Origin of the sequence: Acinetobacter geminorum (genome assembly GCF_013009345.1) — a bacterium.
Taxonomy (GTDB): domain Bacteria; phylum Pseudomonadota; class Gammaproteobacteria; order Pseudomonadales; family Moraxellaceae; genus Acinetobacter; species Acinetobacter geminorum.
Genome location: NZ_JABELE010000015.1, coordinates 1 through 23710 on the forward strand (window position 1 = coordinate 1; position 23710 = coordinate 23710).

General features: G+C 37.5%; 21 protein-coding genes and 1 tRNA gene. 9 read left to right on the forward strand and 13 right to left on the reverse strand.

Annotated elements, in window-relative coordinates; translation table 11 throughout:
• Positions 1 to 429 precede the first annotated feature (429 nt).
• The 6 genes from HJG58_RS14290 to efp all read right to left on the reverse strand — a co-directional run bounded on the left by HJG58_RS14290 (position 430) and on the right by efp (position 5383).
• Positions 430 to 897 (reverse strand): DMT family transporter, encoded by a 468-nt coding sequence (locus HJG58_RS14290; RefSeq protein ID WP_062849977.1) that lies wholly within the window; start codon positions 895 to 897, stop codon positions 430 to 432.
• Positions 884 to 1615 (reverse strand): DUF3865 domain-containing protein, encoded by a 732-nt coding sequence (locus tag HJG58_RS14295; RefSeq protein ID WP_170249435.1) that lies wholly within the window; start codon positions 1613 to 1615, stop codon positions 884 to 886. The genes HJG58_RS14290 and HJG58_RS14295 overlap by 14 nt, the downstream gene beginning before the upstream one ends.
• A gap of 387 nt (positions 1616 to 2002) precedes the next feature.
• Positions 2003 to 2079: transfer RNA gene (locus tag HJG58_RS14300), tRNA-Val, on the reverse strand.
• A gap of 166 nt (positions 2080 to 2245) precedes the next feature.
• Positions 2246 to 2551 carry a YbdD/YjiX family protein gene (locus HJG58_RS14305; RefSeq protein ID WP_000980869.1) on the reverse strand — a complete coding sequence of 102 codons (306 nt, stop codon included), beginning with the start codon at positions 2549 to 2551 and terminating at the stop codon, positions 2246 to 2248.
• A complete protein-coding gene (locus tag HJG58_RS14310) occupies positions 2551 to 4647 on the reverse strand; it encodes a carbon starvation CstA family protein (protein ID WP_216076580.1) in 2097 nt (698 codons plus the stop codon). Before HJG58_RS14310 ends, HJG58_RS14305 begins: the two co-directional genes overlap by 1 nt.
• Before the next feature lie 166 nt (positions 4648 to 4813).
• Entirely contained in the window at positions 4814 to 5383 is a 570-nt protein-coding gene (gene efp / locus HJG58_RS14315) for an elongation factor P (RefSeq protein WP_002118666.1), read from the reverse strand.
• A gap of 73 nt (positions 5384 to 5456) precedes the next feature.
• Here efp and epmB point away from each other — a divergent pair, with 73 nt between their 5' ends.
• Genes epmB through HJG58_RS14330 form a run of 3 tightly spaced genes read left to right on the forward strand, consistent with a single transcriptional unit; the run spans position 5457 to position 10342 of the window.
• A complete protein-coding gene (epmB, locus tag HJG58_RS14320) occupies positions 5457 to 6473 on the forward strand; it encodes an EF-P beta-lysylation protein EpmB (protein ID WP_086265393.1) in 1017 nt (338 codons plus the stop codon).
• A 15-nt stretch (positions 6474 to 6488) separates the two neighbouring features.
• Positions 6489 to 8234: a GTPase gene (locus HJG58_RS14325; protein ID WP_086265394.1), complete on the forward strand. Its 1746-nt coding sequence runs from the start codon at positions 6489 to 6491 to the stop codon at positions 8232 to 8234.
• A complete protein-coding gene (locus HJG58_RS14330) occupies positions 8231 to 10342 on the forward strand; it encodes an EAL domain-containing protein (RefSeq protein ID WP_170249437.1) in 2112 nt (703 codons plus the stop codon). The genes HJG58_RS14325 and HJG58_RS14330 overlap by 4 nt, the downstream gene beginning before the upstream one ends.
• 62 nt (positions 10343 to 10404) lie before the next feature.
• On the opposite strand, the gene rpmE is transcribed toward HJG58_RS14330, so the two are convergent.
• The 4 genes from rpmE to HJG58_RS14350 form a co-directional block, all read right to left on the reverse strand.
• Complete coding sequence (gene rpmE, locus HJG58_RS14335; protein ID WP_001200845.1) at positions 10405 to 10629, reverse strand: 50S ribosomal protein L31; 225 nt, start codon at positions 10627 to 10629, stop codon at positions 10405 to 10407.
• 197 nt (positions 10630 to 10826) lie between these two features.
• Positions 10827 to 11798: a bile acid:sodium symporter family protein gene (locus HJG58_RS14340; protein WP_080973456.1), complete on the reverse strand. Its 972-nt coding sequence runs from the start codon at positions 11796 to 11798 to the stop codon at positions 10827 to 10829.
• A 133-nt stretch (positions 11799 to 11931) separates the two neighbouring features.
• Positions 11932 to 12333 carry a lactoylglutathione lyase gene (gene gloA, locus HJG58_RS14345; protein ID WP_068613402.1) on the reverse strand — a complete coding sequence of 134 codons (402 nt, stop codon included), beginning with the start codon at positions 12331 to 12333 and terminating at the stop codon, positions 11932 to 11934.
• Between the two features lie 22 nt (positions 12334 to 12355).
• Complete coding sequence (locus HJG58_RS14350; protein ID WP_170249439.1) at positions 12356 to 14530, reverse strand: AmpG family muropeptide MFS transporter; 2175 nt, start codon at positions 14528 to 14530, stop codon at positions 12356 to 12358.
• Between the two features lie 165 nt (positions 14531 to 14695).
• Here HJG58_RS14350 and HJG58_RS14355 point away from each other — a divergent pair, with 165 nt between their 5' ends.
• Positions 14696 to 17314, forward strand: coding sequence for a Lon protease family protein (locus HJG58_RS14355; protein WP_170249441.1), 2619 nt, complete (start codon positions 14696 to 14698; stop codon positions 17312 to 17314).
• Between the two features lie 51 nt (positions 17315 to 17365).
• On the opposite strand, the gene HJG58_RS14360 is transcribed toward HJG58_RS14355, so the two are convergent.
• The 3 genes from HJG58_RS14360 to surE all read right to left on the reverse strand — a co-directional run bounded on the left by HJG58_RS14360 (position 17366) and on the right by surE (position 20107).
• A complete protein-coding gene (locus HJG58_RS14360; RefSeq protein ID WP_075383520.1) occupies positions 17366 to 18295 on the reverse strand; it encodes a LysR family transcriptional regulator in 930 nt (309 codons plus the stop codon).
• Between the two features lie 102 nt (positions 18296 to 18397).
• Positions 18398 to 19225, reverse strand: coding sequence for a peptidoglycan DD-metalloendopeptidase family protein (locus HJG58_RS14365; RefSeq protein ID WP_086265398.1), 828 nt, complete (start codon positions 19223 to 19225; stop codon positions 18398 to 18400).
• A gap of 111 nt (positions 19226 to 19336) precedes the next feature.
• The gene (gene surE / locus HJG58_RS14370; protein WP_086265399.1) at positions 19337 to 20107 is read right to left on the reverse strand and encodes a 5'/3'-nucleotidase SurE; all 771 of its coding nucleotides are present in this window, start codon (positions 20105 to 20107) and stop codon (positions 19337 to 19339) included.
• A gap of 101 nt (positions 20108 to 20208) precedes the next feature.
• Between surE and HJG58_RS14375 the strand changes: the two genes are divergently transcribed.
• From HJG58_RS14375 to HJG58_RS14395, 5 genes are all read left to right on the forward strand, one after another.
• On the forward strand, positions 20209 to 20580 hold the full coding sequence (locus tag HJG58_RS14375) for an MCR_0457 family protein (protein ID WP_170249443.1): 372 nt from the start codon (positions 20209 to 20211) through the stop codon (positions 20578 to 20580).
• 156 nt (positions 20581 to 20736) lie between these two features.
• Positions 20737 to 21159, forward strand: coding sequence for an MCR_0457 family protein (locus tag HJG58_RS14380; protein WP_170249445.1), 423 nt, complete (start codon positions 20737 to 20739; stop codon positions 21157 to 21159).
• Between the two features lie 126 nt (positions 21160 to 21285).
• On the forward strand, positions 21286 to 22434 hold the full coding sequence (dacC, locus tag HJG58_RS14385; protein ID WP_170249447.1) for a D-alanyl-D-alanine carboxypeptidase PBP5/6: 1149 nt from the start codon (positions 21286 to 21288) through the stop codon (positions 22432 to 22434).
• Positions 22435 to 22524: 90 nt separating this feature from the next.
• Positions 22525 to 23076: a gamma carbonic anhydrase family protein gene (locus tag HJG58_RS14390; protein ID WP_170249449.1), complete on the forward strand. Its 552-nt coding sequence runs from the start codon at positions 22525 to 22527 to the stop codon at positions 23074 to 23076.
• A 144-nt stretch (positions 23077 to 23220) separates the two neighbouring features.
• A complete protein-coding gene (locus HJG58_RS14395) occupies positions 23221 to 23709 on the forward strand; it encodes an NUDIX hydrolase (RefSeq protein ID WP_170249450.1) in 489 nt (162 codons plus the stop codon).
• Position 23710: the final 1 nt, after the last annotated feature.

The window sequence follows — 23710 nt, forward strand, 5'->3', positions numbered from 1 at the left end:
CTGTACAATATAGAAATCAGTTTATAAAAACTGCTTAATTAACTGTCCAACTTTATGGGGTCAGATCACCCTACCGCTACGGGAAAGGGACGAGTAGCTACCACACAAGACTATTCCTCAGAAGAAATAACTCTGATGCGGGAGATAATATTCAGCCTGTCAAAGCCGGCTGGCAATGTGGCCAGCAGGCAAAGAATAGTGCCCTGCTCTTTAGCAGTCAAGCACACAAAATGACATTTGTTTTAAATTAGATCATTAAAAAGTAAGGATAAATAATGAGATAGTTATTGTTTAAGTGGGGTTTATAAAGGTGAAGCTTTAGACGAATGTGTCTGTGGATATTAGCTCCTACTCTTTATTATTAAAGCTAAAGCCATGAGATGGCTATATGGGTTTATATAAACTAATAAAAAACCGCGAAAGCGGCTTTTAGTTTGATATTTTTCGATATTCATTATAAAGCATAATAAGTCCACCAATTAAAATGAAACCTAACCCTAATAGCTTTAAACCATCTAACTTTCGTATTTGCACTCCAAGTAAACCAGTGCTATCAATAATTGTTGCAAAAAGCATTTGTCCTAAAAAAACCCAAAGAAGAGTACTCGTTGCTCCTATTTTTGGTGCTGCGATAAACATACAAAGTATGTAAAGCGAACCTAAAAAACCAGACATCCACATCCACCAACTGGCATTTTGATAAGATGGGGGTTTAATACCGCCATCTATTAATAATGCAATGATAAGAGAAGCAATAGCTCCACCTATATAAAGATAAAAGGTAGATTGTATTTGGGTGGCTCCACTCGTATTTCTAAAGGCATTTACTATTGCCAGTTGTAGAGGGACAATTAATCCACCTAATATACTAATAAACACATAACTAATATTTTGCATTCTTAACCTCTAAGTATAAACTACTCCAAAATTCATCGAGAAGTTCAAGAAACTTATTAAAGCCAATCATGAATTTTTCTTTTTTGGAATCAGTATCAATTATTGACCATATTGTTCTATTCAAATCTTCGGCATGCCGAGCTTCAGTTCCATCTAAATGAATATCATAAAAATATGAAACATCTACCCATTTTTCGTCTGAAAATAAACTTTTATTTTGCTCTGCACCTTTAACAAGTAGTTCTAATTGAGGTAAAGCATGAATTTCCTGAGCAAGAGCAGCACCTAACATAATATAAAGATCACTATTAAAAAGTTTTTCAGACTCATCTTTTAAGATCATTGTTTTCTGCAAACCTTTACCATATTTTAGTTCTTTTTTATATACAACTTGACTATAAGAATTTATAGATTTAGTAAAAAGATAAGCATGGGATTGGCCATCATCCAATCCCTTTTCCTCTGCAATATTTAATTCGAAAGCTTCAATAATTTTTAGAATATTATCATCTAAATTATTATCTTGCTCATTTTTTGCTTTTAATATATTACAGCCCAAATCAAGACGATAAGCTGTAGGCCCTAGCCAATGTCTAAGATTATTAACAAGAATATTGTATTGTTTATAACTATATTCATTACTATTACTAGACCAATTAAGAAGGCATTCATTTTGCGCAACTTTTTTTGCTGTTATTTGCAAGTCATTATAATTCATAAATTTTCCTCATTTTTCTTAAAAAAGCTAATAAGTTCAATTTATTTAAATATAAAATAATATTTAAACATATATATTATTTTTGAAAATTGTTTCAATTATATGTCACATTAATTTATTTTTAGTCATTATATATTTATCAACATTGCACTAAAATAACGCACTTATTATCCTCCACCCTTTATGGGTGCAATTTTAATTAAATAATCACTAAATATTTAAAAAATTAATTTTTAAATTATATATTTACAGTTATTTATATTCCTAAATTTGGCTATTAATATAAAATATGAATTTATAAAACCAATAAAAAAAAGCCCTAAATCATTATAGTTTAGGGCCTTTTAAGTCATGTAAAGCTATTCGAGTTTATATGACTTTAAATCTTGGTAGGTATATCCAGACTCGAACTGGAGACCTCTACGATGTCAACGTAGCGCTCTAACCAACTGAGCTATACACCTAGAATGGAAAGCATAATATTCATTTTTCAAAAGCAAAACAAGTGATTTGCCATCGAAAAAAATACAAATGAGCAGACTTTAAGCAAACTCTTTTTCCTTTTCCAAAAAGAAAAACGGTACATGGTTTAACCACATACCGTTTCTTTAGCTGACTATTAATCTCAACTTAACAAGGGCATTTCTTTAAATTACCACCTGCCGATGGATATCTCGAATCAACACAATGACGGTAGAAAGTCGTCGCATCCATTGGTGTTAAATCAGGATGATGAGCTTTCATGTGCTCCAGATAAGTTTGATAGTCTGGAACCCCAACCATCAGTCGAAAGCTTTGCTGCAAACGCTGCCACAAAGTTGCAATACGCGACCAGTTCTTTGGAGAAAGTAATAGCTCTTTTTGCGAGAGCACTGTCATTTTGATGATTTTCGCAATAATGACAGTTCCATTTTTTGCAAATTTAAAATTCATCATTACTCTCCTCGTGGGGTGACCACTTTCGGATCAGCATATACAGCCGGTGCTTCATGCGCAGTTGATGTCGGGCTTGCTAACGCACGGCGCACAATACCAATCGCAGCAATTACCATCACAATCGCAACAATCATGAAGAAGCCACAAAGTGCAGCATTGATTTGGTTTGACATCACAATCGTCTGCATTTCTTCAAATGTTTTTGCTGGTTTAAGAATTTCACCACGCGCAATCGCATCTGAAAATCTATTCGCTTGTGCTAAGAAACCAATCTTTGGATTTTCGTGGAAAATCTTTTGCCAGCCCGCAGTCATACAGGTAATGAACAAGAAAATTGTCGGGAAAATCGTTACCCATACATATTTTTCTTTTTTCATTTTAAACAGAATAACTGTACCCAAAATGAGTGCCATTGAAGCCAACATCTGGTTACCCACACCAAATAAAGGCCAGAGTGAATTGACACCACCTAACGGATCAATCACACCTTGATAGACGAAGAAGCCCCATCCACCTACCGCCACAGCAGTACCTAGCAAATTACCAAAGAATGAGCTTGAAGATTTAACCGCAGGAATAACGATACCCACAGTGTCTTGCACCATGAAACGACAAGCACGAGTACCCGCATCGACAGCAGTTAAAATGAATAATGCTTCGAATAAAATCGCAAAGTGGTACCAGAATGCCATCATTTGGCGGCTGTTAAAAATTTCCGAAATGATATGTGCCATACCAATCGCAAAGGTAGGCGCACCACCTGTACGTGAAAGAATCGAGCTTTCACCTACTTCTTGAGCCAACACGGTTAGCATTTCAGGCGTAACCACAAAGCCTAAATTACGCACAGCTTCTGCCGCAGATTCTACAGTTGTACCCAGTACAGCCGCTGGTGCATTAATTGCAAAGTACACACCCGGGTCTAAGACAGTTGCACAAATCATCGCCATAATACCGACGAAAGATTCCATGAGCATGCCGCCATAACCAATCACACGAATGTCAGCTTCGTTATCAACAAGTTTTGGTGTTGTACCACTTGATACAAGCGCATGGAAACCAGAAATGGCACCACAGGCAATAGTAATAAATAGGAATGGAAATAAACTACCAGAGAATACTGGACCAGTACCGTCAATAAAATGAGTCACTGCTGGCATTTTCAATTCAGGTAATGCAATCACAATACCAACGGCCAAGCCAAGAATGACACCAATTTTAAGGAATGTTGATAGATAATCACGTGGTGCTAACAACAACCAGACTGGTAAAACTGATGCGATAAATCCATAAATGATTAAGCACCATGTGAGCTGTGTTCCTGTTAAAGTGAAAAATTCACCCCAGTAAGGATCTGCTGCAACCTGTCCGCCATAAACAATGGCAAGCATCATTAAAACGAAGCCAATAATAGAAACTTCGGCAATACGTCCCGGGCGAATAAAACGCATGTAAACGCCCATGAACAATGCAATTGGAATGGTTGCTGCAATACTGAAAACACCCCATGGACTATGGGCAAGTGCTTTCACCACAACTAATGCCAGTACCGCAAGGATAATAATCATTACCCCAAGCGCACCAAGCATGACCACAATACCGGCAAAAGAACCGAGTTCTTGTTTTGCCATTTCACCAAGTGAGCGACCGTCTCGACGTGTTGAAATAAATAAAACTAAAAAGTCTTGTACCGCACCCGCCAAAACCACACCGACCAATAACCAGATCGTTCCTGGTAAAAAGCCCATTTGCGCGGCCAAAATCGGTCCGACTAATGGCCCCGCTCCTGCAATTGCAGCAAAGTGGTGACCGAAAAGCACATATTTATTGGTGGGAACATAATCCAGACCATCGGCCAAGCGGTGTGCTGGTGTTAAACGTCTTGGGTTTAATTCAAATACTTTAGTTGCAATAAATAGACTATAAAATCGATATGCGATGCTATATACACATGCTGCAGCAAGTACAAGCCAAACCGCATTGACATGTTCACCACGACTGAGTGCCAGCATCCCAAAAGAAATTGCACCTATTATTGCCACTAGGCTCCAGACCAGCTTGGAGGGAAGCGTAGATTTCGCTTGCATTGTGTCCATTCTTAACCTCTCAATAAATAACTACAGCATTTTTATATTGTTATGTACTGTTCTCTACCAAATCCTTGTGACTGTACTCCTCCTTTAATTTTTTTCCTCTTATACTTTCGCATAAAAAAAGGGATGATTTACATCATCCCTTCGATAATAGTTTATTTTTTAACTATTATGCACGCTCTAAATAATCGCCTGTACGAGTATCTACACGAACGCTTTCTTCTTGCTGAACAAATAACGGAACACGAACAACCGCACCTGTTTCAAGCTTAGCTGGTTTACCGCCACCGCCAGATGTATCACCACGTACGCCCGGATCAGTTTCAACAATTTTCAATACAACGAAGTTCGGTGGGCTTACTGTTAAAGGTACGCCGTTGAACAACATAATTGTACATTTTTCATTTGAATCATCTTTTAACCATTTAGCAGCATCGCCCATTGCGATTTTGTCTGCCGCGATTTGCTCAAAAGATACAGGATCCATGAAGTTCCACATTTCACCATCGTTGTATAGGTATTCCATTTCAACTTCAACGATGTCAGCTGCTTCTAAAGAGTCACCTGATTTGAAAGTTTTTTCTAATACTTTACCGGTTTTAAGGTTACGTAATTTTACACGGTTGAACGCTTGACCTTTACCTGGTTTTACATATTCGTTTTCCATGATTGAACATGGGTTACCATCAAGCATAACCTTAAGGCCTGCTTTGAAATCATTTGTAGAATAATAGGCCATGAAAGGCACACTCCAAACTTAACAAGTCAACTATGCGATATAATGCGTTGTTGCATTATCTTAATCGTGTCAAATGATAAACTATTTATACCAAGAGCAAAACTGGCAATCACAACTGAGTGACCTTATTACTGATCCTTCGGAATTGCTAAGCCTACTCGAGTTATCCTCAGAACAGCTATTATCGGGTGCGATTCTGGCTTCTGAAAAGTTTAAATTGCGTGTTCCTCGTGCGTTCGTCGGAAAAATGAACGCTAAAAACCCGCTTGACCCGCTTTTGCTACAAGTATTACCTCATCATTTAGAACTCGAAGAACATCCTGAGTTTGTTACTGACCCATTGGGCGAAGAAGCAGCCAATCAGTTACCGGGTGTATTACATAAATATAAGTCACGTTTTTTATTAACCTTGACGGGTGCTTGTGCCGTTCATTGCCGTTATTGCTTCCGTCGTCATTTCCCCTATCAAGAAAATTTGCCAAAAAATGAAGATTGGCTAAATATTAAAAATTATATCGAAGCAAACCCAAACATTAACGAGGTTATTTTGAGTGGTGGTGACCCGCTTACGCTTTCTAACCGTAAATTAGCACTTTGGTTAGAACGCCTATCATCTCTCAAACAAATTCAGATTCTGAGAATTCATTCACGAGTCCCAATTGTTATTCCTAACCGTATCGACCAAGAGCTGATTTCTTTATTAAAAAACAGTAGGCTGCGTATAGTTCTGGTGGTACACTCAAATCATGCTTCTGAACTCGATGACTTTACTTGTTCAAAATTGTTGCAGTTATCTGACCACCACATTACTGTACTTAATCAGGCAGTATTGCTTAAAGGCGTCAATGATTCTGCACAGACCTTAGTTGATTTAAGTTATCGTTTATTTGAAGCTCGCGTTATGCCTTATTACTTACATGTTTTAGATAAAGTAAAAGGTGCACAACATTTTGATTTAGAATCATCTGAGATAGATGAGATCTATCGCGATGTGTTAGCGAACCTACCGGGGTATTTGGTTCCTAAACTCGTCAGGGAAATTGCGGGCGAAAAGAATAAAACACCGCTTTTTGGGGCTACAACATTTTGAGTTATATAATAAGTGATGATGAATAATGCACTATCGGACATTTTTCACAATCAAACCGAACTCACTCGTGAACGGTTAAGCTTTTGTGAAGCCAATATTAAAGATCTTAATGAATGGGTCACTACCCTTTCTATTATGCAACTCGGCGATACGTCAAAAGCATTATTCACAGCTATTTTAGAGCTCAATGAATTAAAGTGTAGTGAGACTTTACGTTTCGATCTTATACAAACGCTTCACCCAACCATTAATAATGTACTCGCCAGCCTTGAGAAAAACTTTTTTAATCAGGGTGTTATTAGTACAGATCGTAACGAACATATTATTGAATTAGCGATGTTGCTCCGCTGCTATTTCGCCAGTATTTATTTAAATATTGCGCAAAATAGTCATGAGCAACTACAGCATCAAAAGTTTTCACTCTTTGCCTATAAGCAAAAAAAGAATTTGCAAACGGCGCGTACTTTAGCGACTTTTCATGCCCTACAACAATTAACAAGTCTCTTATATCAGCAGCATATGCTCTATAGTGAGCCTCTTAAAGGGCAATGGTTAATAGCGCATCAGCTGTATGAAACCGCAGTTCAACATAAATATAATCTCATCAATATTAACCATATTCAGGGCATACAGCACCCTTTAGCAAATATTACACAAGCTTATGCTCAGTTGATTTTGCTCGATATTTTAAATACGAACCAGATTCGTCAGTCAGAAATTCAGGCATTATTTCAATGTAGTTTTGACTGGGCAAGAATGATTCATATTTTGCCGAAAGATACCGCGTTAACGAAATATGTGGTCGACCCAAATAAAGACCATCCACCTGTTTATAATACAAAGCGTAGCTCAAACTTTAACCCTAGCATCTTCATAGGCACACAAGCTTTACTTGAGCATGTCACTGCAACGATGCATAAAAATGCTCAATATATTTCTAAGAATGAGAAGTTTTATTTAAGCCCAGCTTTAAAGTTTCATGTTCAAACGATTTTAGGAACCACTGCTCAACGTCGTCATGAACGTTATGAGTACAATGCAGAGCTCCAAATTTGTTTTGGTTTAAGCACTGCCCATTTCTATCTATCGAAAGCAAAAAACTTCGAAGAAACGCTACAGCTTAACCATAACTATAATTTACAAAGCGAAGCTAAAGTTTTATCCAACTTAGAGAAAAAAGAACAACAAACAAGCTCTTATCAACGCTTGAGTCGTGAAAGTAAAACCATTTATCAAACCACCGTTCTCGATATTAGTGTCAATGGGTATCGTATTAAATGGTCTGGCGAAGCACCGAAAAACTTAAGAACCGGCGAATACATTTTAGTTAAAGAAACTTTGCATGGACAATGGCGCGGCGGTGTAATTCGCTGGATTAAGCAATCGACAGAAAAATCTCTAGAGTTAGGTTTAGAGATTTTGTCGCAAGCCATGTTCCCTTGTTCAGTGCATATTCAAGCGGAACGTCATACTCGCAATTATCATCCCGCACTATTACTACAAACACAAAATCTAGAAGAAATACAAAATACGCTTATTTTACCGGGCTCTCAAATTTTTAGAGAGCAACAAACAATTCATTTACGATTGGGGACAGAAGAAATCAAAGTGTATCTACTCAAAGCACAACTCATTACGCAAAGTTTTATTCAATTTCATTTCGAACTTTTGAATGAGCAGCAACAAGGTCTGCTTGATCAGTTCATGATGAAAAAGGGTAATAACTCTAGCACTCAAGATTTATGGGAAGCACTAAAGTGAGAAACTCTTTATTATCTAAAAAGTTAAAACGTACTGAAACACGTTTACTCATTATTGATGACAACCAGCTACGTTATAACCAGATTTTAAATTTATTATTGGGGAATGATTATCAAGTTCAGGCGTTATTACTTGATGATTTAAAAAGTTTTGAAAAACAGTTAAATACGCCGTGGGATGCTATTATTTTTGGTCGTGCTTATGACCTAAAAATTGAACAAACTCTCTCCCTCATTCAAGCATCTGAGCAGCCAAATTTACCTGTTTTATTATTACAACCTGAAGATTATCAATCTCAGCAATATCAAACTTATATTCAAAAAGGTATTTATGATGTAGTTCCATTAGAACCATTAGATTATTTTTACATCACTCTTATTCGGACCTTGTCGTATAGCCAGTTACTACAGACTGAACAACGCCTGACAAATGAGTTAGAAACAATTCACTCCCATACACAAACATTGGTCAACAATAGCCATAAAGCAGTTGCCCTTTTTCAAGAAGGGATGCATGTTAAGGCAAACACAGAATATCTCAACCTTTTTGGTTTTAAACAAGAAGAAGAGATTATTGGTCTACCGATATTAGATGTTTTACAACCCAATGATTTAAATGTTTTTAAACAAAGATTTAAGAAAATTTCATTAGGCCAATTTGATCAGGCACGTTTTGAAATTCTGAGTCAGCATACAGCAATTGCAGGTAACAATGCTTTAAAACTGGAGTTTATTCCTAGTCAGGAAGAAGATGCCGTGCAGTTAACGATTGACTATCAACTGGATTTGAAAACGCCTGCAAATACACTTTTTTCCGAAAAAAGTTATGGTGTAAATACACCGTGGCAACAAATTAATCGACAACTATCGTCCTACCCTGCTCAAGCCAACGCATTAATTTTATTTCGATTAAATCAATGCCCAGAACGAGTATTCCAACAAGATTGGCAAACACCTGCACAATATTTCAATCAGCTAATAAGTTTCTTAAAAGAACATGCGCAAATGCCGATTTTTAATATTGAACTTGGTGCATATGTTGGAATTTTACAAGCTGAAAACAGCACTGTTCTTAACGCCCAATTGGCTAGTCTGCAAAGTTTGCAAAAAGAGCATTTATTGAAGATTAATGAGCTTAACTACTCGATCCAATTTAAGCTAAGTTATGCACCAATAACTGAATCTTTAAATGAAGATAGCTTTGCAAAGCTACTCAATCAAACAAGTCAGCAAGAGCTACCTAAAGCGAAGTCAGAAATTGAGTTAGCACCAACTATCGATATTATTGCTCCTGAGCCTGTCAAATCTCCTATATCACTTGATTTAAGCCTTGAACAAGTTGATGCTCCTTTGCCGTCCTCTTTATTACAGCAATTAAAGCAGCGGCTAGCTCGAAGTGAAATTCATTTAAAATATCAGCAAATCTACGATAAACACGATCAAGAAACTCATAACTATGAGGTGACTAGCGGTTTTATTAGCGATGATCAATGGTATGACATAAATGACTTAGCTGAATTAAGAGAAGACAGTGAACTTTCTATTCAATTAGATCGCTGGATTTTGGTTGAGGCTTGTAAGCAACTACATAACTTTATTACTCAGTACCCTAAAGCTAAACTGATTATTAACCTGAATATTGATATCTTGCTTAAAGATAAATCACTTCCTGAATTGATTTCAAAACTACTTACCATTATTGGTAGTAAGCTTGAAAGCCCATTGGTTTTACAATTTTCAGAACAAGCTGTTCAGCCTCATCTTGCAACTGTCCAACAACACATAGCTCGTTTGCGTCAACACGGCGCAGAAATTTCGATTCGGGATTTCAACTCTTCTACTTATAGTGAATCAATATTGCAGCAACTCGATGTTCAATATTTAAAACTACAGTCGAAGGAAACAGAGCTATTAAAATCAGATGAGGGACTAGCACGATTACAAGAAAAGGTTTTGAACTATTTGACCGTAAAACCTGTAGGAATTTTACTGAGTGATCTAGATGATATGAACCTATTTGCAAACGCTTGGAATGTGGAAACGCGTTTCTTGCAAGGGCGCTATTTCCAGAAAAAACTTGATCGATTAACAGACGTACAAGACCAATAATGGTCTTGTAGTGAAAAACAAAAAACGGGCATAAAGCCCGTTTTTTGTTTCGTGTTGCAGTATTAACGCTTGATAGAGCGAGACATACCAGCAAAACGTTGTTTGAATTTGTCGATACGACCACCAGTGTCTACATTCTTTTGCTTACCAGTGTAGAATGGGTGGCAAGCTGAACATACGTCAAGGTAGATAGTTTCTTTACCTAAAGCAGAACGAGTTTCGATTACGTTACCGCAAGAACAAGTTGCAACTAATTTTTCATATTTTGGGTGAATATCGGCGCGCATCGTCGATTACTCCTAATTGGAAGAAAGGCTTAAGCTGTCATCGCAATTGATCACTCTCAACTTAAGTTGAGGACAGGCTCAAAATGAGCAGATCAACACCACAACAGACCATTCTTTTGGCCCACCGAAACCTCTAGGGTTAGAGCTAAGCACAACAAGTGGGCAACATTATACGTCAAATAATTTTCTTTTGCGAATTAATCTTTCGATTTAGCCCAGTAATTTGCAATCACCCCACACACCATTAATTGGATTTGGTGAAAGATCATAATAGGCAACACAATCATGCCTAAAGGCTGACCAATAAATAAGATTTGTGCCATCGGAACACCACTTGCCAAGGTCTTTTTAGAGCTACAAAAGAAAACCGTGACTTGATCTGCTCGGTTAAAACCTAAAGCACGTGGTAGGTAAAGTGCTAATAGCATAATAATTGTTAAAAGTACTGAACACGCAATTGTTAGAATGAGTAAAGTTTTCCAACTTACTTGATGCCAAAGACCTGCAACTACGGCTCCACTAAATGCGCCATAGACCACCATCAAAATTGAGCCTTGATCGAATGCTTTAACAATACTCGGAACTTTTGCCATATAAGGGAAAATATAAGGACGTAATAATTGACCTAAAATAAATGGCACTAACAGTAATAATGTAATTTGTATAATTGAAGTCGTCGGGTCAAATCCATGTTGGCTTTGGCCTAAAATAAAGAAGCTCACCAATACTGGTGTAATAAACATACCAATCAAGTTTGAAAAAGATGCACTACACACGGCTCCCGCCACGTTCCCTTTTGCCACTGATGTAAATGCAATAGAGGATTGAACTGTAGAAGGTAAAAAGCACATAAATAAAAAACCCCAGTACAGCTGTTGGCCTAATAGAGGCAACAAAATCGGCTTAGCCAACAGACCAATTACAGGGAAAATAAAGAAAGTAAATGCGAAGACCAATAAATGCATTTTCCAATGCAAAATACCTTCAATCACAGCCTCACGTGATAGTTTCGCACCATGTAAAAAGAATAAAATTGCAATTGCGACTGTGGTCAGTGTATTGAAATATTGAGCTGCTTGACCACTGACTGGAAAAAATGTTGCTAGTAGTACCATTCCAACTAACAAAACTGTAAATCGATCAAGAGCCAATAACTTCAGCATAGCCATATCCTATGATTATTCTAGATAAATAAAAAACCCAGTTGATAAATTGACCATTTGGTCAAGCGTTCATCATACTGGGCTAAAAAAATAAAGCTAGGCTTTTAAGAACTAATTCTTAAAGCATCACAGTCAATTTTTAGTTATTTGTCGCATTAGCATCTTGTTGAATCAATTCGATTTTATAACCATCTGGATCTTCAACAAATGCGATAACGGTTACACCACCTTTCATTGGTCCCGCTTCACGCACAACTTTGCCACCACGTGCTTTAATTTCTTCACACGCTTTATAGGCATCGTCAACACCAATGGCAATGTGACCATAAGCGTTACCTAAATCATAACTTGATGTATCCCAGTTATGTGTAAGCTCAAGCACGGTATTGGTTTCTTCATCACCATAACCAACAAATGCCAGTGTAAAGCGCCCTTCTTCATAATCACGCTTACGAAGTAACTTCATCCCTAATACTTCGGTATAGAACTTTAAAGATTGTTCTAAATTGCCTACTCGCAACATTGTATGAAGCATTCGCATATATTTATCTCCTAGGAAACTTTCATTTTGATGATTGATTAGCCAACAACTTACCTACCCAAATCACGAGTAATAAAATTGGTAATCCCATCAAAAATGTAGCCGTAAAAAAGCCTGAATAACCGATATGATTCACTATTGTACCTGAGTAACCACCAATCGTTTTTGGTAACAACAGCATTAGCGAGCTAAAAATAGCATATTGCATGGCAGTAAATGACACACTAGTTAAACTAGAAAGAAATGCAATAAAAACTGCCCCAGCTAATCCAGAGGCTAAGTTATCAAATATGATACCCATTACTAACCAAACTTTGCTATAAGGAACAACTACTTTTCCTTTCAATTCGATATCAACATTTTTATCAATCGGAATCGCTGGAATATCGGATAAACTCATACGATAACGAGGTTGATTTTCTTCTAGTTGCTTTTGATAAGAATGGTTTAAAGTTAAAGTATGTATTTGCTTATTGGCTTCATAATTTGCTTCTACTTGTATTGAATTAAGTTTAGCAAGATCATTTCCAGGAATAATAACATTCCAGTCACTACCTTTAATCTTACCTTCTATTTTATTTTGTGAATTCAATAAAATACTAACTGATTTTAGCTCACCATTTTTAGGTAGATTCAATAAACTACCATGAAGAATTACATCTTTTTTCAGTTCATCTTTATATAAAAGATTATCTCCACCAATTGCTTGAACATAAATATCTGGTTGTGATTCTGAGTTAAATAATTTTAATGGAAGGTTTATCTTTAAAGGTTCAGCATAGCCTACAGGCTGAGAATTAATTGAGACTTCATTCTGAGCTGACGTCAATGTATTACTCGGGAATTTTAGTGACCAATTTCCCACTTCATCAGGGCTTGTAGTATAAGTGTGATCCCCTATATGAACTTGAACATTTTGCATAGTAGCGCCAGATTTAACTAATCCAACAAAAATCAAGTTGGTAGTGCTTGCTAAAATTGCTCCTAACAACATCATTTTCATTACATTATAGCGTTGCGCTAACATTCCTCCGAGAAAACCACCCAATATGACAAAGAAGATTGCAAAAAACTTATTAAACCAAGCAATTTCCTCTTTATCAAAATTTAAGTCTAAATAGAATAAATTAGCCATTACACCAGCAACGACATCTGAAATACGATAAAAACCTATTAGCAATAAAATTGCTAAAGCAACTTTTAATCCATATCGCTTAAAAAAATCTAGTAAAGGTGACAACCATGTTTCTACAACAATTTTCTTATTAATTAGACCAAACTTAATTAACCCAAAAATTACAATAACCGCAATTGATATACTAATTAAAAATTTAATGACTAAAAGTAGAAAGTTTAAAAAAGCATCTTCGATAGAAAACGAATCAAAAATTAAACCAATTTGGTAAAAGCTAATCCCAAAAACGATGGTTGAAATAACAAAAACCGAGAATAACTGAAAATAGTCTTTAGCTTGATAGTGATGTTGAATACGTTTAACTTCAGGCTCATGAATAAATAATGTTGTAATTATTCCTATACCCATGAGGCCTGCCATTAATAAATATGTAGTTCGCCAAGCTTCATATATATAATTACCAACAGCCGTACCCAGTGAAGCTGCAAATAATAACGCACCTAATTGTGTAATGATTGTAGCAGTACGATATCCAGCATTATACGTTGAAGCTAAAACAGTTTGCACATTAGGATCTTCAGTTAATTCAATACGATAAGCATCAACAATAATATCTTGCGTAGCTGAAGAGAAGCCAAGGAAAATAGCAGCTGCTGCCATAATGGTCAGATTTGAAAATGAGCCAAAATCAGAAGTATTCGGCAAGGGATTTGTAAATGCCATTAAGCAAATTGCACAGATAACCAAAATTTGTGCAACTAATAGCCAACTACGTCTTAACCCCATTTTTCTTGTTAAATAAGGAAGTGGTAATTTATCTATCAAGGGTGCCCAAATAAACTTGAACGAATAAGCCAAAGCTGCCCAAGAGAACATCGTGATAGTACTTCTGTTAATTCCAGCCTCAGTCAACCAAAATGATAAAGTTGAAAAAATTAGAAATATGGGAATTCCTGATGAAAAGCCTAAAAACAACATAATAATTGCTCGGCGATCCAAGAAGGCCATAAAGGAACTTTTCCACCCTTTTGATTCAGCACTCATTCGTTTTTTATTTTCCATAAATTATAAATGTGCCTATTCAAACCCTTCTTACAATTGCTTTCAAGATTCTTTATGCAATCAATTTTGTTTTGGCGATAAAAACGGCAAGTTTGCTTGATATTTTATGCTAAACCTGTATACCTTTAAGCTTCAACCTTCGTTTTCTTTTGCTGGATATCAACAGTGACACAAAAACTTGATCAAGTGACCATCTCAACTTTATCACTCGCTAAAACAAACACCACAAACGTCACAATAAATGCATTTCCTTCAGCTTTTGAGCAACCTGATATAAAAATGACTTTGGATAAAACAGCCTTAAAACCCGAACAACTAACACATATTCCAGATTTTGAAAAAATTCCAGCTTCTACAAAACGTATAAAACCGCTTAATAACTTTTTAGGGCAAGACCGTGCCAAAGCATCGGTAGAAGCAGGGATTTCCTTACCCTACTCTGGCTATAACATTTTTGCAGTAGGAACAGCAGGCTTGGGTAAACGCACCATGATTAAGCGTTTACTCCAACAACATGCGAAAACAATGCCTACTCCAGATGACTGGGTATATGTATATAATTTTAAGCAGGCACGCCAACCACTTGCTTTACGCTTCCCTGCTGGACAAGGAACTAAGTTTCAACATGCCCTTCATCAAACTTGGCAAATTATTTTAAAACAGCTTGAACGCCGTTTTAGTGCCGAGACCTATCATAACCGTATTGAGCGTATCCGTGAGGAAACTGGAGATGAACAGCAACAAGCGCTTGTCGAGTTAACCAAAGAAGGTGAAGAGCTCGATTTAAAACTCATCTCCCGTAATGAAAGGCATGGCTTTGTACCTGTACAAGTAAAAGATGATCAGGTGCAAGAACTGACTCAAACAGAAATTGATGCTTTAAATACTAAGCAACGTGCTGAAATTGCGGCGAATGTTCGCTACATGGATAAAAAGCTCGAGCGTCTTGGTTTGCATTTAGGTGATTTAGAAGATGACGCACGTGACAAAGTCTCTGTGTTGAATCGAGACATCGCGACTCAAGTGGTTAAGCCACGCATGGATTTGATTTTAAATAAATATGGTCAAGTCAAAGGCCTTGAAGATTATTTAAAACAATATGCTCAAGATGTAATTGATAATGTTGAACTCATTTTAGAGCAAGAAGAAGATGACTTTGCTCCGGCAATGTTCAATCGTGTGCCGGCACGTTATCAGGCTAATGTAATTGTCTCAAACAAACCAAATAGTGGTGCACCGGTTATTTTTGAAGATTTCCCAACGCACTACAACTTGCTTGGTCATGTTGAACAACTTACTCACAATGGCACAATTACCACAGATTTCACGCTCATTCGTCCAGGTGCCCTACATCAAGCGAATGGTGGCTTTTTAATGCTTGAGGCCGAGCAATTACTCGAACAGCCTTATGCATGGCAAGGTTTAAAGCGTGCCTTGAAATCAGGTCAGCTCAAGCTTTCTTCTCTTGAACATATGCTGACATTAACAGGCTCTATCTCGATTGAACCTGCTGCTGTTCCACTTGATATTAAAGTGGTTCTTATGGCAGAGCCTGAGATTTATTATGAAATTTTAGAAGTAGAACCAGAGCTTGGTAGTGTCTTTAAAATTCGTGCCGATTTTACCGATACATTACAACGTAATGACGAAAATGAACAAGCCTACATGCAGCTAATTGCTGATTATGTACAAGCGGATAAATTACTTCCGTTTGATCGCAGTGCTTTAGCAGCTTTACTAACCGATTCAAGTCGTCAGGCAGAAGACCAAAGCTCACTGTCGTTACATGCTTCAACTTTGGGCGACCTCATTCGCGAAGCACATCACCATGCATTTAAAGCCAATGAAAAGCTTGTAACCGACCAGCACATTAACTTGGCACTACAACACAGACAGTATCGCTTAGGCTATTTAAGAGAACTTTACTGGCAAGATCTGTCACGTGGAACTCAGTTAATCGAAACTTCTGGTCATCGTTTAGGCCAAATCAATGCCCTCTCTGTCATTCACTATGCAGATGTTGAGTTTGGTTTACCTTCACGTTTGACGGCATCTGTTTATCAAGGTGGCGGCGATATTCTTGATATTGAACGTAGTGTAGAGCTTGGTGGTTCACTACATGCCAAAGGCGTATTACTTATGTCGAGCTTCTTAAAAGCTCACTTTGGTCGTGAACAGATTTTACATTTCTCTGCTGCGCTTGCATTTGAACAAAGTTATGGGCAAGTAGACGGTGACAGTGCAACAGTTGCCGAGCTTTCTGCATTAATTTCTGCAATTAGCCAAATACCAATTGATCAATCATGGGCAATTACGGGTTCTATGAACCAGTTAGGCCAAGTTCAACCAATTGGTGGTGTAAATGCAAAAATTGAAGGCTTCTATGATGCTTGTAAATTACAAGGTTTAACTGGCAAACAAGGCGTCATTATTCCTCGGCAAAACATGCAGCATTTGATGTTACGCCAAGATGTGATTGATGCGGTACAAAGTGGTAAATTCCATATACATGCGATTGATACGATTGATCAGGCGCTTGAAATTCTAATGGCCCGCCCTGTCGGTACACTCGACAAAAAAGGTAAATACAGTAAACACTCTATTTATGCTGCTGTAATGGAGCAACTCGAATATTGGCAAGCCATTGAAGATGGCGCAGAAATTGAAGAGGAGCCAAAGAAGAAAAAGAAAAATAAGAAAAAAATTAAGAAGCATGAAGAACTTACTGCGGAAGATCTACCACAAGAAAGTGTAGAAGAAGTTGCAACCTTAAAACAGAAATAATAAAAAAGGGCCTGTCAAATACAGGCCCTTTTTACTTTTAGAGTGGCAAAATTAGCGAACGATTTGGATCGCTCGTCCTCCTGCTAATTGACTAAAATATTGTTTAAGTGCTTCAACACAGCGCTGAATTTTCATTGGTTGTTGATCATGTTTGGCAACTTCTGCATACAAAGTAAAAGTTGGTAATTTCCAATCTGGCATGAGTTCAATCAAAGAACCATTTTTTAACTCTTTTTGAGCATCTAAATATAGAATTCGTGCAATACCATGCCCTTGCTGACATAACGCTTTTGCAACTTGTAAATTATTGCTCTGCAAACGGCTCTGCATTTCAATATTCAGTGTCTCACCTGTTTTTACATGGTGAAAATGGAAATGATGTGCGTCGTTCATGACATTGATCGACAATAACTCATGATCTCTTAAATCATTAGGATGCACAATTGGACTAGACTGATTTAGATAACTTGGAGAAGCTACTAAAATTTGATCTACAAAAGCCATTGGAATGACAGAGCTACTCTCTTCTACTGGAGTAGAGCTCATACGTACTGCAATATCAATTCGCTCTTCAATCAAATCGATATAACGATGTCCAACCTCAAAATGCACAGATAAACCGCGATGAGCTGACATCCAGTGAGATAATGCAGGAATAATGTGCTGAACTGCTAAATCAGGAGTTGTTGCTATACGCAAATCCCCAATTAAGTCATCCCTCAACTCATTAATTCTGATTTTTCCCCTTTCAGCCGCCGCCAACATCTCTTGACAGCTTGAAAAAAAAGCCTGTCCGGCTTCTGTCAAACTAAGTTTACGAGTGGAGCGATGTAATAGAATCACATCCATTTCATGCTCGAGGGAGCGAATCTGCTGGCTCACTGCACTTGTTGTAATTCCTAATTCACGTGCCGCACCACTGAATGAACTTTTTTCAACCACACAAGCAAAAACACCCATCGCACGAAGCTGATCTAACATAGGTTTCCTCAAATCTAATTCTAAATTTATAAAAAAATGCTTATTGTTGTAATGAAAGCAACCAATTATATTATACGAGGAAACCTAAGTTTTATGCATTAGCTATTTTGGTAAAAGATTTACAGGATTAATTGGTTTGCCATCCAAACGGATCTGGAACTCAAGCATAACCTGAGATGCTCCTGTAGAGCCCATTTCGGCAATTTTTTGTCCAGCAGTTACATTGTCACCACTTTTCACCAACATCTTGCTATTGTGGGCATAGGCACTGATATAACCGTCAATATGCTTAATTAAAACTAAATTGCCGTATTCTTTTAAGCCATCTGCCGCGTAGACAACTTGACCATCTGCTGCAGCATAAATAGGGTCACCCTGATTTCCACCATAACGGATTCCTTTGACATTATTTGCCAAATTAAACCCTTGAATCACTGGCCCATTGTTCGGTTTTATCCAACGTAGGCTAGAATTCGGTGCAACTGAAGTCACTGTCGTATTCGTTGATGGTGCGGTCGTTGTAGGCTGAGTTACTGGGGTAACAGGTTGTGTGGTTGGTAGAGCAATGGTTTGACGTTTGATTTGCTCAGGTTGAGTCATGACTTGCGTAGATACAGTTCTTGGTGAAGAACCTTTCTTCAAACGCAAAGACTGATTAACATAAATACGATATGGCGGAGCAATATCATTCATTTCGGCAATACTAATATAGTCAAGGCCATAACGCATTGCGATACCACTTAAAGTATCACCTGAACGAACTGTGTAATAGTTAGGAGCCATTGCATAGCGAGAACTATTATTAATTTGTGGTTTAGACGCACATCCTGCCATAACCGCAGTAAAACCTACCGCTACAGACAGCATCATAATTTTCATTATTTTGTCTTTTTGGATATGCACTCTACTTTGTTGCCCAATTAAATGCATTGATCTCCCTCACTAAATGCTACAAATCATTTCGGCTAAGAGTACCAAAAAAGTAAGAGGAAACACGTTCCTCTTTTTCTTTATTCACAAAGTTATAACATTCGAGGCAAATTATTGACTCAAACTGATCTGTAAATCTTCTAAAACAGCATAATTTGTTGCATCCATTTGAATAGGCGTAACACTTACATAACCGTTTGCAACGGCAAAGAAATCAGATTGAATCTGGCTAGAAACACGTTGCGGATCTGTAACCGCCTCACCGGCTAAGCCAATCCAATAAACTTGACGGCCTCGTGGATCGACATGACTAGTAATAGGCTTAGATTGAGCACGGCGCCCTTGATATGTAATCTGTGCTCCTTTTAACTGCGGCACATCAGGAATATTGATATTAAAGATATGTCGTGGAGGCAAAGATGGTAATCCGCTTGCAATAAAATCATGTACCCACTGAGCAGCCTGAGCATAATCTTCTTTATTGTTATAAGCGCGCACGTCAGGGCCAGCTAAAGATACGGCAATTGCAGGCTGTTTCATTAAGCGGCCTTCAAAAGCGGCCCCTACCGTTCCCGAATATAAAACGTCATCTCCCAAGTTTGCACCACTATTGATTCCACTCACGACCAAGTCAAACTCAAAATCAAACAAACCGTTCATGGATAAATAAACGCAATCTGCTGGCGTACCATTCACCGCCCAGACATCTTCGGCAATTTGAATTGGGCGTAATGGACGATCCAATGTTAATGCACTTGAAAAACCACTTCTTTCACTTTCTGGTGCAACCACAACCACGCGTCCAAGTGGTCTTAATGCTTCAGCTAAAGCTTGTATACCTGGCGCAAAAACACCGTCATCGTTCGCAATTAAAATATTCACAAAAATCTTTCTCTACAAATAAACCTAATGGTTTTCACAATTGAATTATTTGTTGAATTATATATATTTATGCCTCCATAGCATTATAAAATTGTGAAAAAATGAAAACTTTCGCTCCTTTTTTTCAGGTATTGGGGATCAGTATCACATTGTGTACGCAAGCGGTTTTTGCAGATGAGGACATCTCAACACAAGAGGCTGATAGCTTAATTAAAGATGACATTGCCGCAACACAAGTTTTGCAGGAAATCTGTCCAGCTTTTGTCGGAACAAATAAAAAACTTGAGTCAAATGCTCAAAAAATTATTGCAATGTATTTAAGCAGTTATTCAAATAAATCAATGACCTTAGCGACGCTAAAAAACGATGCTGAATTTAAAAATCTGTTAAATGAAGCTCGTCTTGCTGCAAAACAAATGGACCATCATGAGCAACATGAGCTCTGTGAAGAGATCGTTAATTATAAAGAATAGATCTTACCCTTTTGTGATCTAGAAACTTATTCATTTTGGGTTTTCTGTTTGCCATTAAGCAGAAAACCAACATAACAATACATTTTTTCCATTTTTTTAAATTCTAAATTAGTTAAGCTAACGGCATATTTTTAGAAATTTTATTTTGGGTTATCGATGTTTATGAAGAAAAGCTTAGTTCAATCGCTCTCTTTGGTTTTACTTATGAGCATGGCAACAGCTGGTTTTGCTGCTGATAAGAAGAAAACAACCGAAAAGAAAACCGAAAATGAAAATGTTGTTGAAGTCACTCCACAACAAGGTACAACTCCTGAAGAATTAGCTGCAATTCAAGTACTTTCTGAAATTTGTCCAAGTTTGATTGGTAAAAAAGATGCTGATTTTTCTCAAGGCTATGAACGTTTAGTTAAAGACTACCTACCAAATGAAACTGATGCTGTTTCTGCATTAGAAAAACGTAGTAAAGACAAAGCTTTCAAGAAATACTTAAAAGAAGCACGTAGCGATGCGAAAGCTGCCGGCGATGAACAAAACACATTAGTTTGCCAAGACGTGAAAGCATATCAATCGCAAAACTAAATTAGTAAAAAACTCTTGAGTTACAATACTGTTTGAAAAAGCCGACTTCTCCCGTAGAAGTCGGCTTTGCTTTATCCTAAAATGCTAGGTTCTTCTGCTTCATACAAGATATTGGAATTACCTAGAATGACTCGAAAAAGCGCTATTGCTGCCCTACTCCTCTTACCAAGTTTTTCTTATGCAGCAACTGTCTTATCAGCTCCGCCAGAATTAAATAATAAGTCTTATGTATTAATGGATTATGAGACAGGACAAATTCTCGCTTCTAAAAATGAAAACCAAAAGCTTGCACCTGCGTCTATGACAAAAATGATGACTAGTTACATCATTGAACAAAAATTATTAAAAGGTGAACTCACTGAAAATGAGCAGGTTCGTATGAACGAGTCTGCATGGTGTAAAGGAAGTAGTTCTGAATCATGTATGTATGTGCCTTTAAATGGTACAGCGACAGTTCTAGAAATGCTCCGCGGTATTATTATTCAGTCAGGTAATGATGCATCAAAAGCAATGGCTGAACATATTGCCGGAAATGAAGGCACGTTTGCTCATATGATGAATCAGGAAGCAAAACGTATCGGCATGGTAAACACCCAGTTTATTAATTCAACTGGTATGCCAGCGGAAGGTCACTATTCAACTGCAAAAGATATGGCTGTGTTAGCACAACATATTATTAAAGACAGTTCAAAATACTATCCAATTTACTCTGAAAAAGAATTTACTTTTAATGGTATTAAACAAGGTAATCGTAATGCCTTGCTTTATACAGACCCAAGTGTAGATGGTTTAAAAACAGGCCATACTGAAGAAGCGGGTTACTGCTTAACAACGTCAAGTAAACGTGGTCCAATGCGTTTAATTTCAGTAATTTTTGGTACTCCAAGCATGTCTGAACGTGCTGATCAAACACGTGCATTATTGGCTTGGGGCTTTGCCAACTTTGAAACTGCAAATGTTCAACCAGCAAATCAGGTTCTTGCAAAAGCAAAAGTTTGGTTTGGTAAAGAAGATGAAGTTCAAGTTGGTTTGGCTGAAAACTTTAGTGTGACTATGCCTAAAGGTAAAGCTGATGGCATTAAAACTCAGTTAGTCGTTCAACCTAACTTAAATGCACCACTTCAAAAAGGTCAAGTTGTCGGTAAACTTGTTGCTAGCCTAGACGGCAAAGTAATTGCTGAAAAGCCGTTAGTTGCATTAAAGCCAGTTGAAGAAGCAGGTTTCTTTGCTCGTTTAATCGACCATATCAAGCAATTCTTCAGCAACTTATTCTAATTTTTGAATAGTTGAATTAAGCACTCATGCTATTTAGCCTGAGTGCTTTTTTATTTTATAATTCGACTAAATTTTATTTTGATACTACTCATGGCAAAGAACATTCGTCCTTATCTTGAACACCACCCCCAAGTAGATACAACCTGTTATATCGATGACATGGCTGTTGTGGTTGGTGACGTTAGCTTAGCTGAAAATGTTTCTGTTTGGCCTTTCGCAGTCATCCGTGGTGACGTAAATAGTATTCAAATTGGCAAAAACAGTAACGTACAAGACCATTGTATGTTGCATGTTAGCCATAAAAATGATGCCAAACCGAATGGCTCACCTCTGATTATTGGTGAAGATGTAACGGTTGGACACCATGTGACTTTACATGGCTGTACCATCGGTAATCGTGTCTTAGTCGGAATCAATACTGTTATTCTAGATGACGTAATTATTGAAGATGATGTGATGATTGGTGCTGGAAGTTTAGTTCCGCCACGCAAAGTCTTAAAAAGTGGTTATTTGTATGTAGGAAGCCCTGTACAACAAGTGCGACCACTGACTGAAAAAGAACTGGCATTTCTTCCTTATTCAGCAAGACATTATATAAAAGTGCAAAATAATCATAAAGCTGCACAAGCAGATGAAGATTAATTATCCATCTTGTTTGTGAGTATTAAAAATTCTGATTTTTAAACGATATGGTTTTGTTGTATTGCTCATATCGTTTAGCAGATCACCGTAGCCAAAAACCCCTAAATTTCGTATTATACGTCTTTTAAATCATGGTGCTTTTTTATGGCCGCATGGACTCCTCATGTCACTGTTGCTACAGTCGTAGAAAAAGACGGACGCTATCTATTTGTTGAAGAGCATAGCGAAGGTTTTGTACACACAGTATTTAACCAACCTGCTGGTCATGTGGAATGTGGTGAGTCATTAACAGAAGCTGCCATTCGAGAAACACTTGAAGAAACAGGCCATCATATTGAAATTGATGCCTTGCTTGGTATTTATACTTATACCCCGCCAATGTTTCCTGATCGTACTTATTACCGCTTCTGTTTTCTAGCGCATGTGACTCAGGTTGAAAGTGATCCTCAACTCGATACAGGCATTGTCGCGGCTGTGTGGATGACACCCGATGAACTTAAAGAATCTGCCCGTGCCCGTAGCCCTCTTGTGCTAAAAGCAGTTGAAGATGCTATGAAAGGCCACCATTATCCTTTATCGCTTATTTATGAGCACCCCTTCTCTCCCTCATTAACTTCTCATTTGGATGCCTAGT

Coding starts and splice junctions, on each gene's coding strand:
- HJG58_RS14310 (WP_216076580.1), bottom strand. CDS start 4,647: ATGGACACAATGCAAGCGAAATCTACGCTTCCCTCCAAGCTGGTCTGG.
- HJG58_RS14375 (WP_170249443.1), top strand. CDS start 20,209: ATGAAAACTTTCGCTCCTTTTTTTCAGGTATTGGGGATCAGTATCACA.
- HJG58_RS14390 (WP_170249449.1), top strand. CDS start 22,525: ATGGCAAAGAACATTCGTCCTTATCTTGAACACCACCCCCAAGTAGAT.
- HJG58_RS14305 (WP_000980869.1), bottom strand. CDS start 2,551: ATGATGAATTTTAAATTTGCAAAAAATGGAACTGTCATTATTGCGAAA.
- gloA (WP_068613402.1), bottom strand. CDS start 12,333: ATGCGAATGCTTCATACAATGTTGCGAGTAGGCAATTTAGAACAATCT.
- HJG58_RS14325 (WP_086265394.1), top strand. CDS start 6,489: ATGATGAATAATGCACTATCGGACATTTTTCACAATCAAACCGAACTC.
- HJG58_RS14295 (WP_170249435.1), bottom strand. CDS start 1,615: ATGAATTATAATGACTTGCAAATAACAGCAAAAAAAGTTGCGCAAAAT.
- HJG58_RS14365 (WP_086265398.1), bottom strand. CDS start 19,225: ATGCATTTAATTGGGCAACAAAGTAGAGTGCATATCCAAAAAGACAAA.
- HJG58_RS14290 (WP_062849977.1), bottom strand. CDS start 897: ATGCAAAATATTAGTTATGTGTTTATTAGTATATTAGGTGGATTAATT.
- HJG58_RS14380 (WP_170249445.1), top strand. CDS start 20,737: ATGTTTATGAAGAAAAGCTTAGTTCAATCGCTCTCTTTGGTTTTACTT.
- efp (WP_002118666.1), bottom strand. CDS start 5,383: ATGGCCTATTATTCTACAAATGATTTCAAAGCAGGCCTTAAGGTTATG.
- dacC (WP_170249447.1), top strand. CDS start 21,286: ATGACTCGAAAAAGCGCTATTGCTGCCCTACTCCTCTTACCAAGTTTT.
- rpmE (WP_001200845.1), bottom strand. CDS start 10,629: ATGCGCGCCGATATTCACCCAAAATATGAAAAATTAGTTGCAACTTGT.
- HJG58_RS14350 (WP_170249439.1), bottom strand. CDS start 14,530: ATGGAAAATAAAAAACGAATGAGTGCTGAATCAAAAGGGTGGAAAAGT.
- HJG58_RS14395 (WP_170249450.1), top strand. CDS start 23,221: ATGGCCGCATGGACTCCTCATGTCACTGTTGCTACAGTCGTAGAAAAA.
- HJG58_RS14340 (WP_080973456.1), bottom strand. CDS start 11,798: ATGGCTATGCTGAAGTTATTGGCTCTTGATCGATTTACAGTTTTGTTA.
- HJG58_RS14360 (WP_075383520.1), bottom strand. CDS start 18,295: ATGTTAGATCAGCTTCGTGCGATGGGTGTTTTTGCTTGTGTGGTTGAA.
- epmB (WP_086265393.1), top strand. CDS start 5,457: ATGATAAACTATTTATACCAAGAGCAAAACTGGCAATCACAACTGAGT.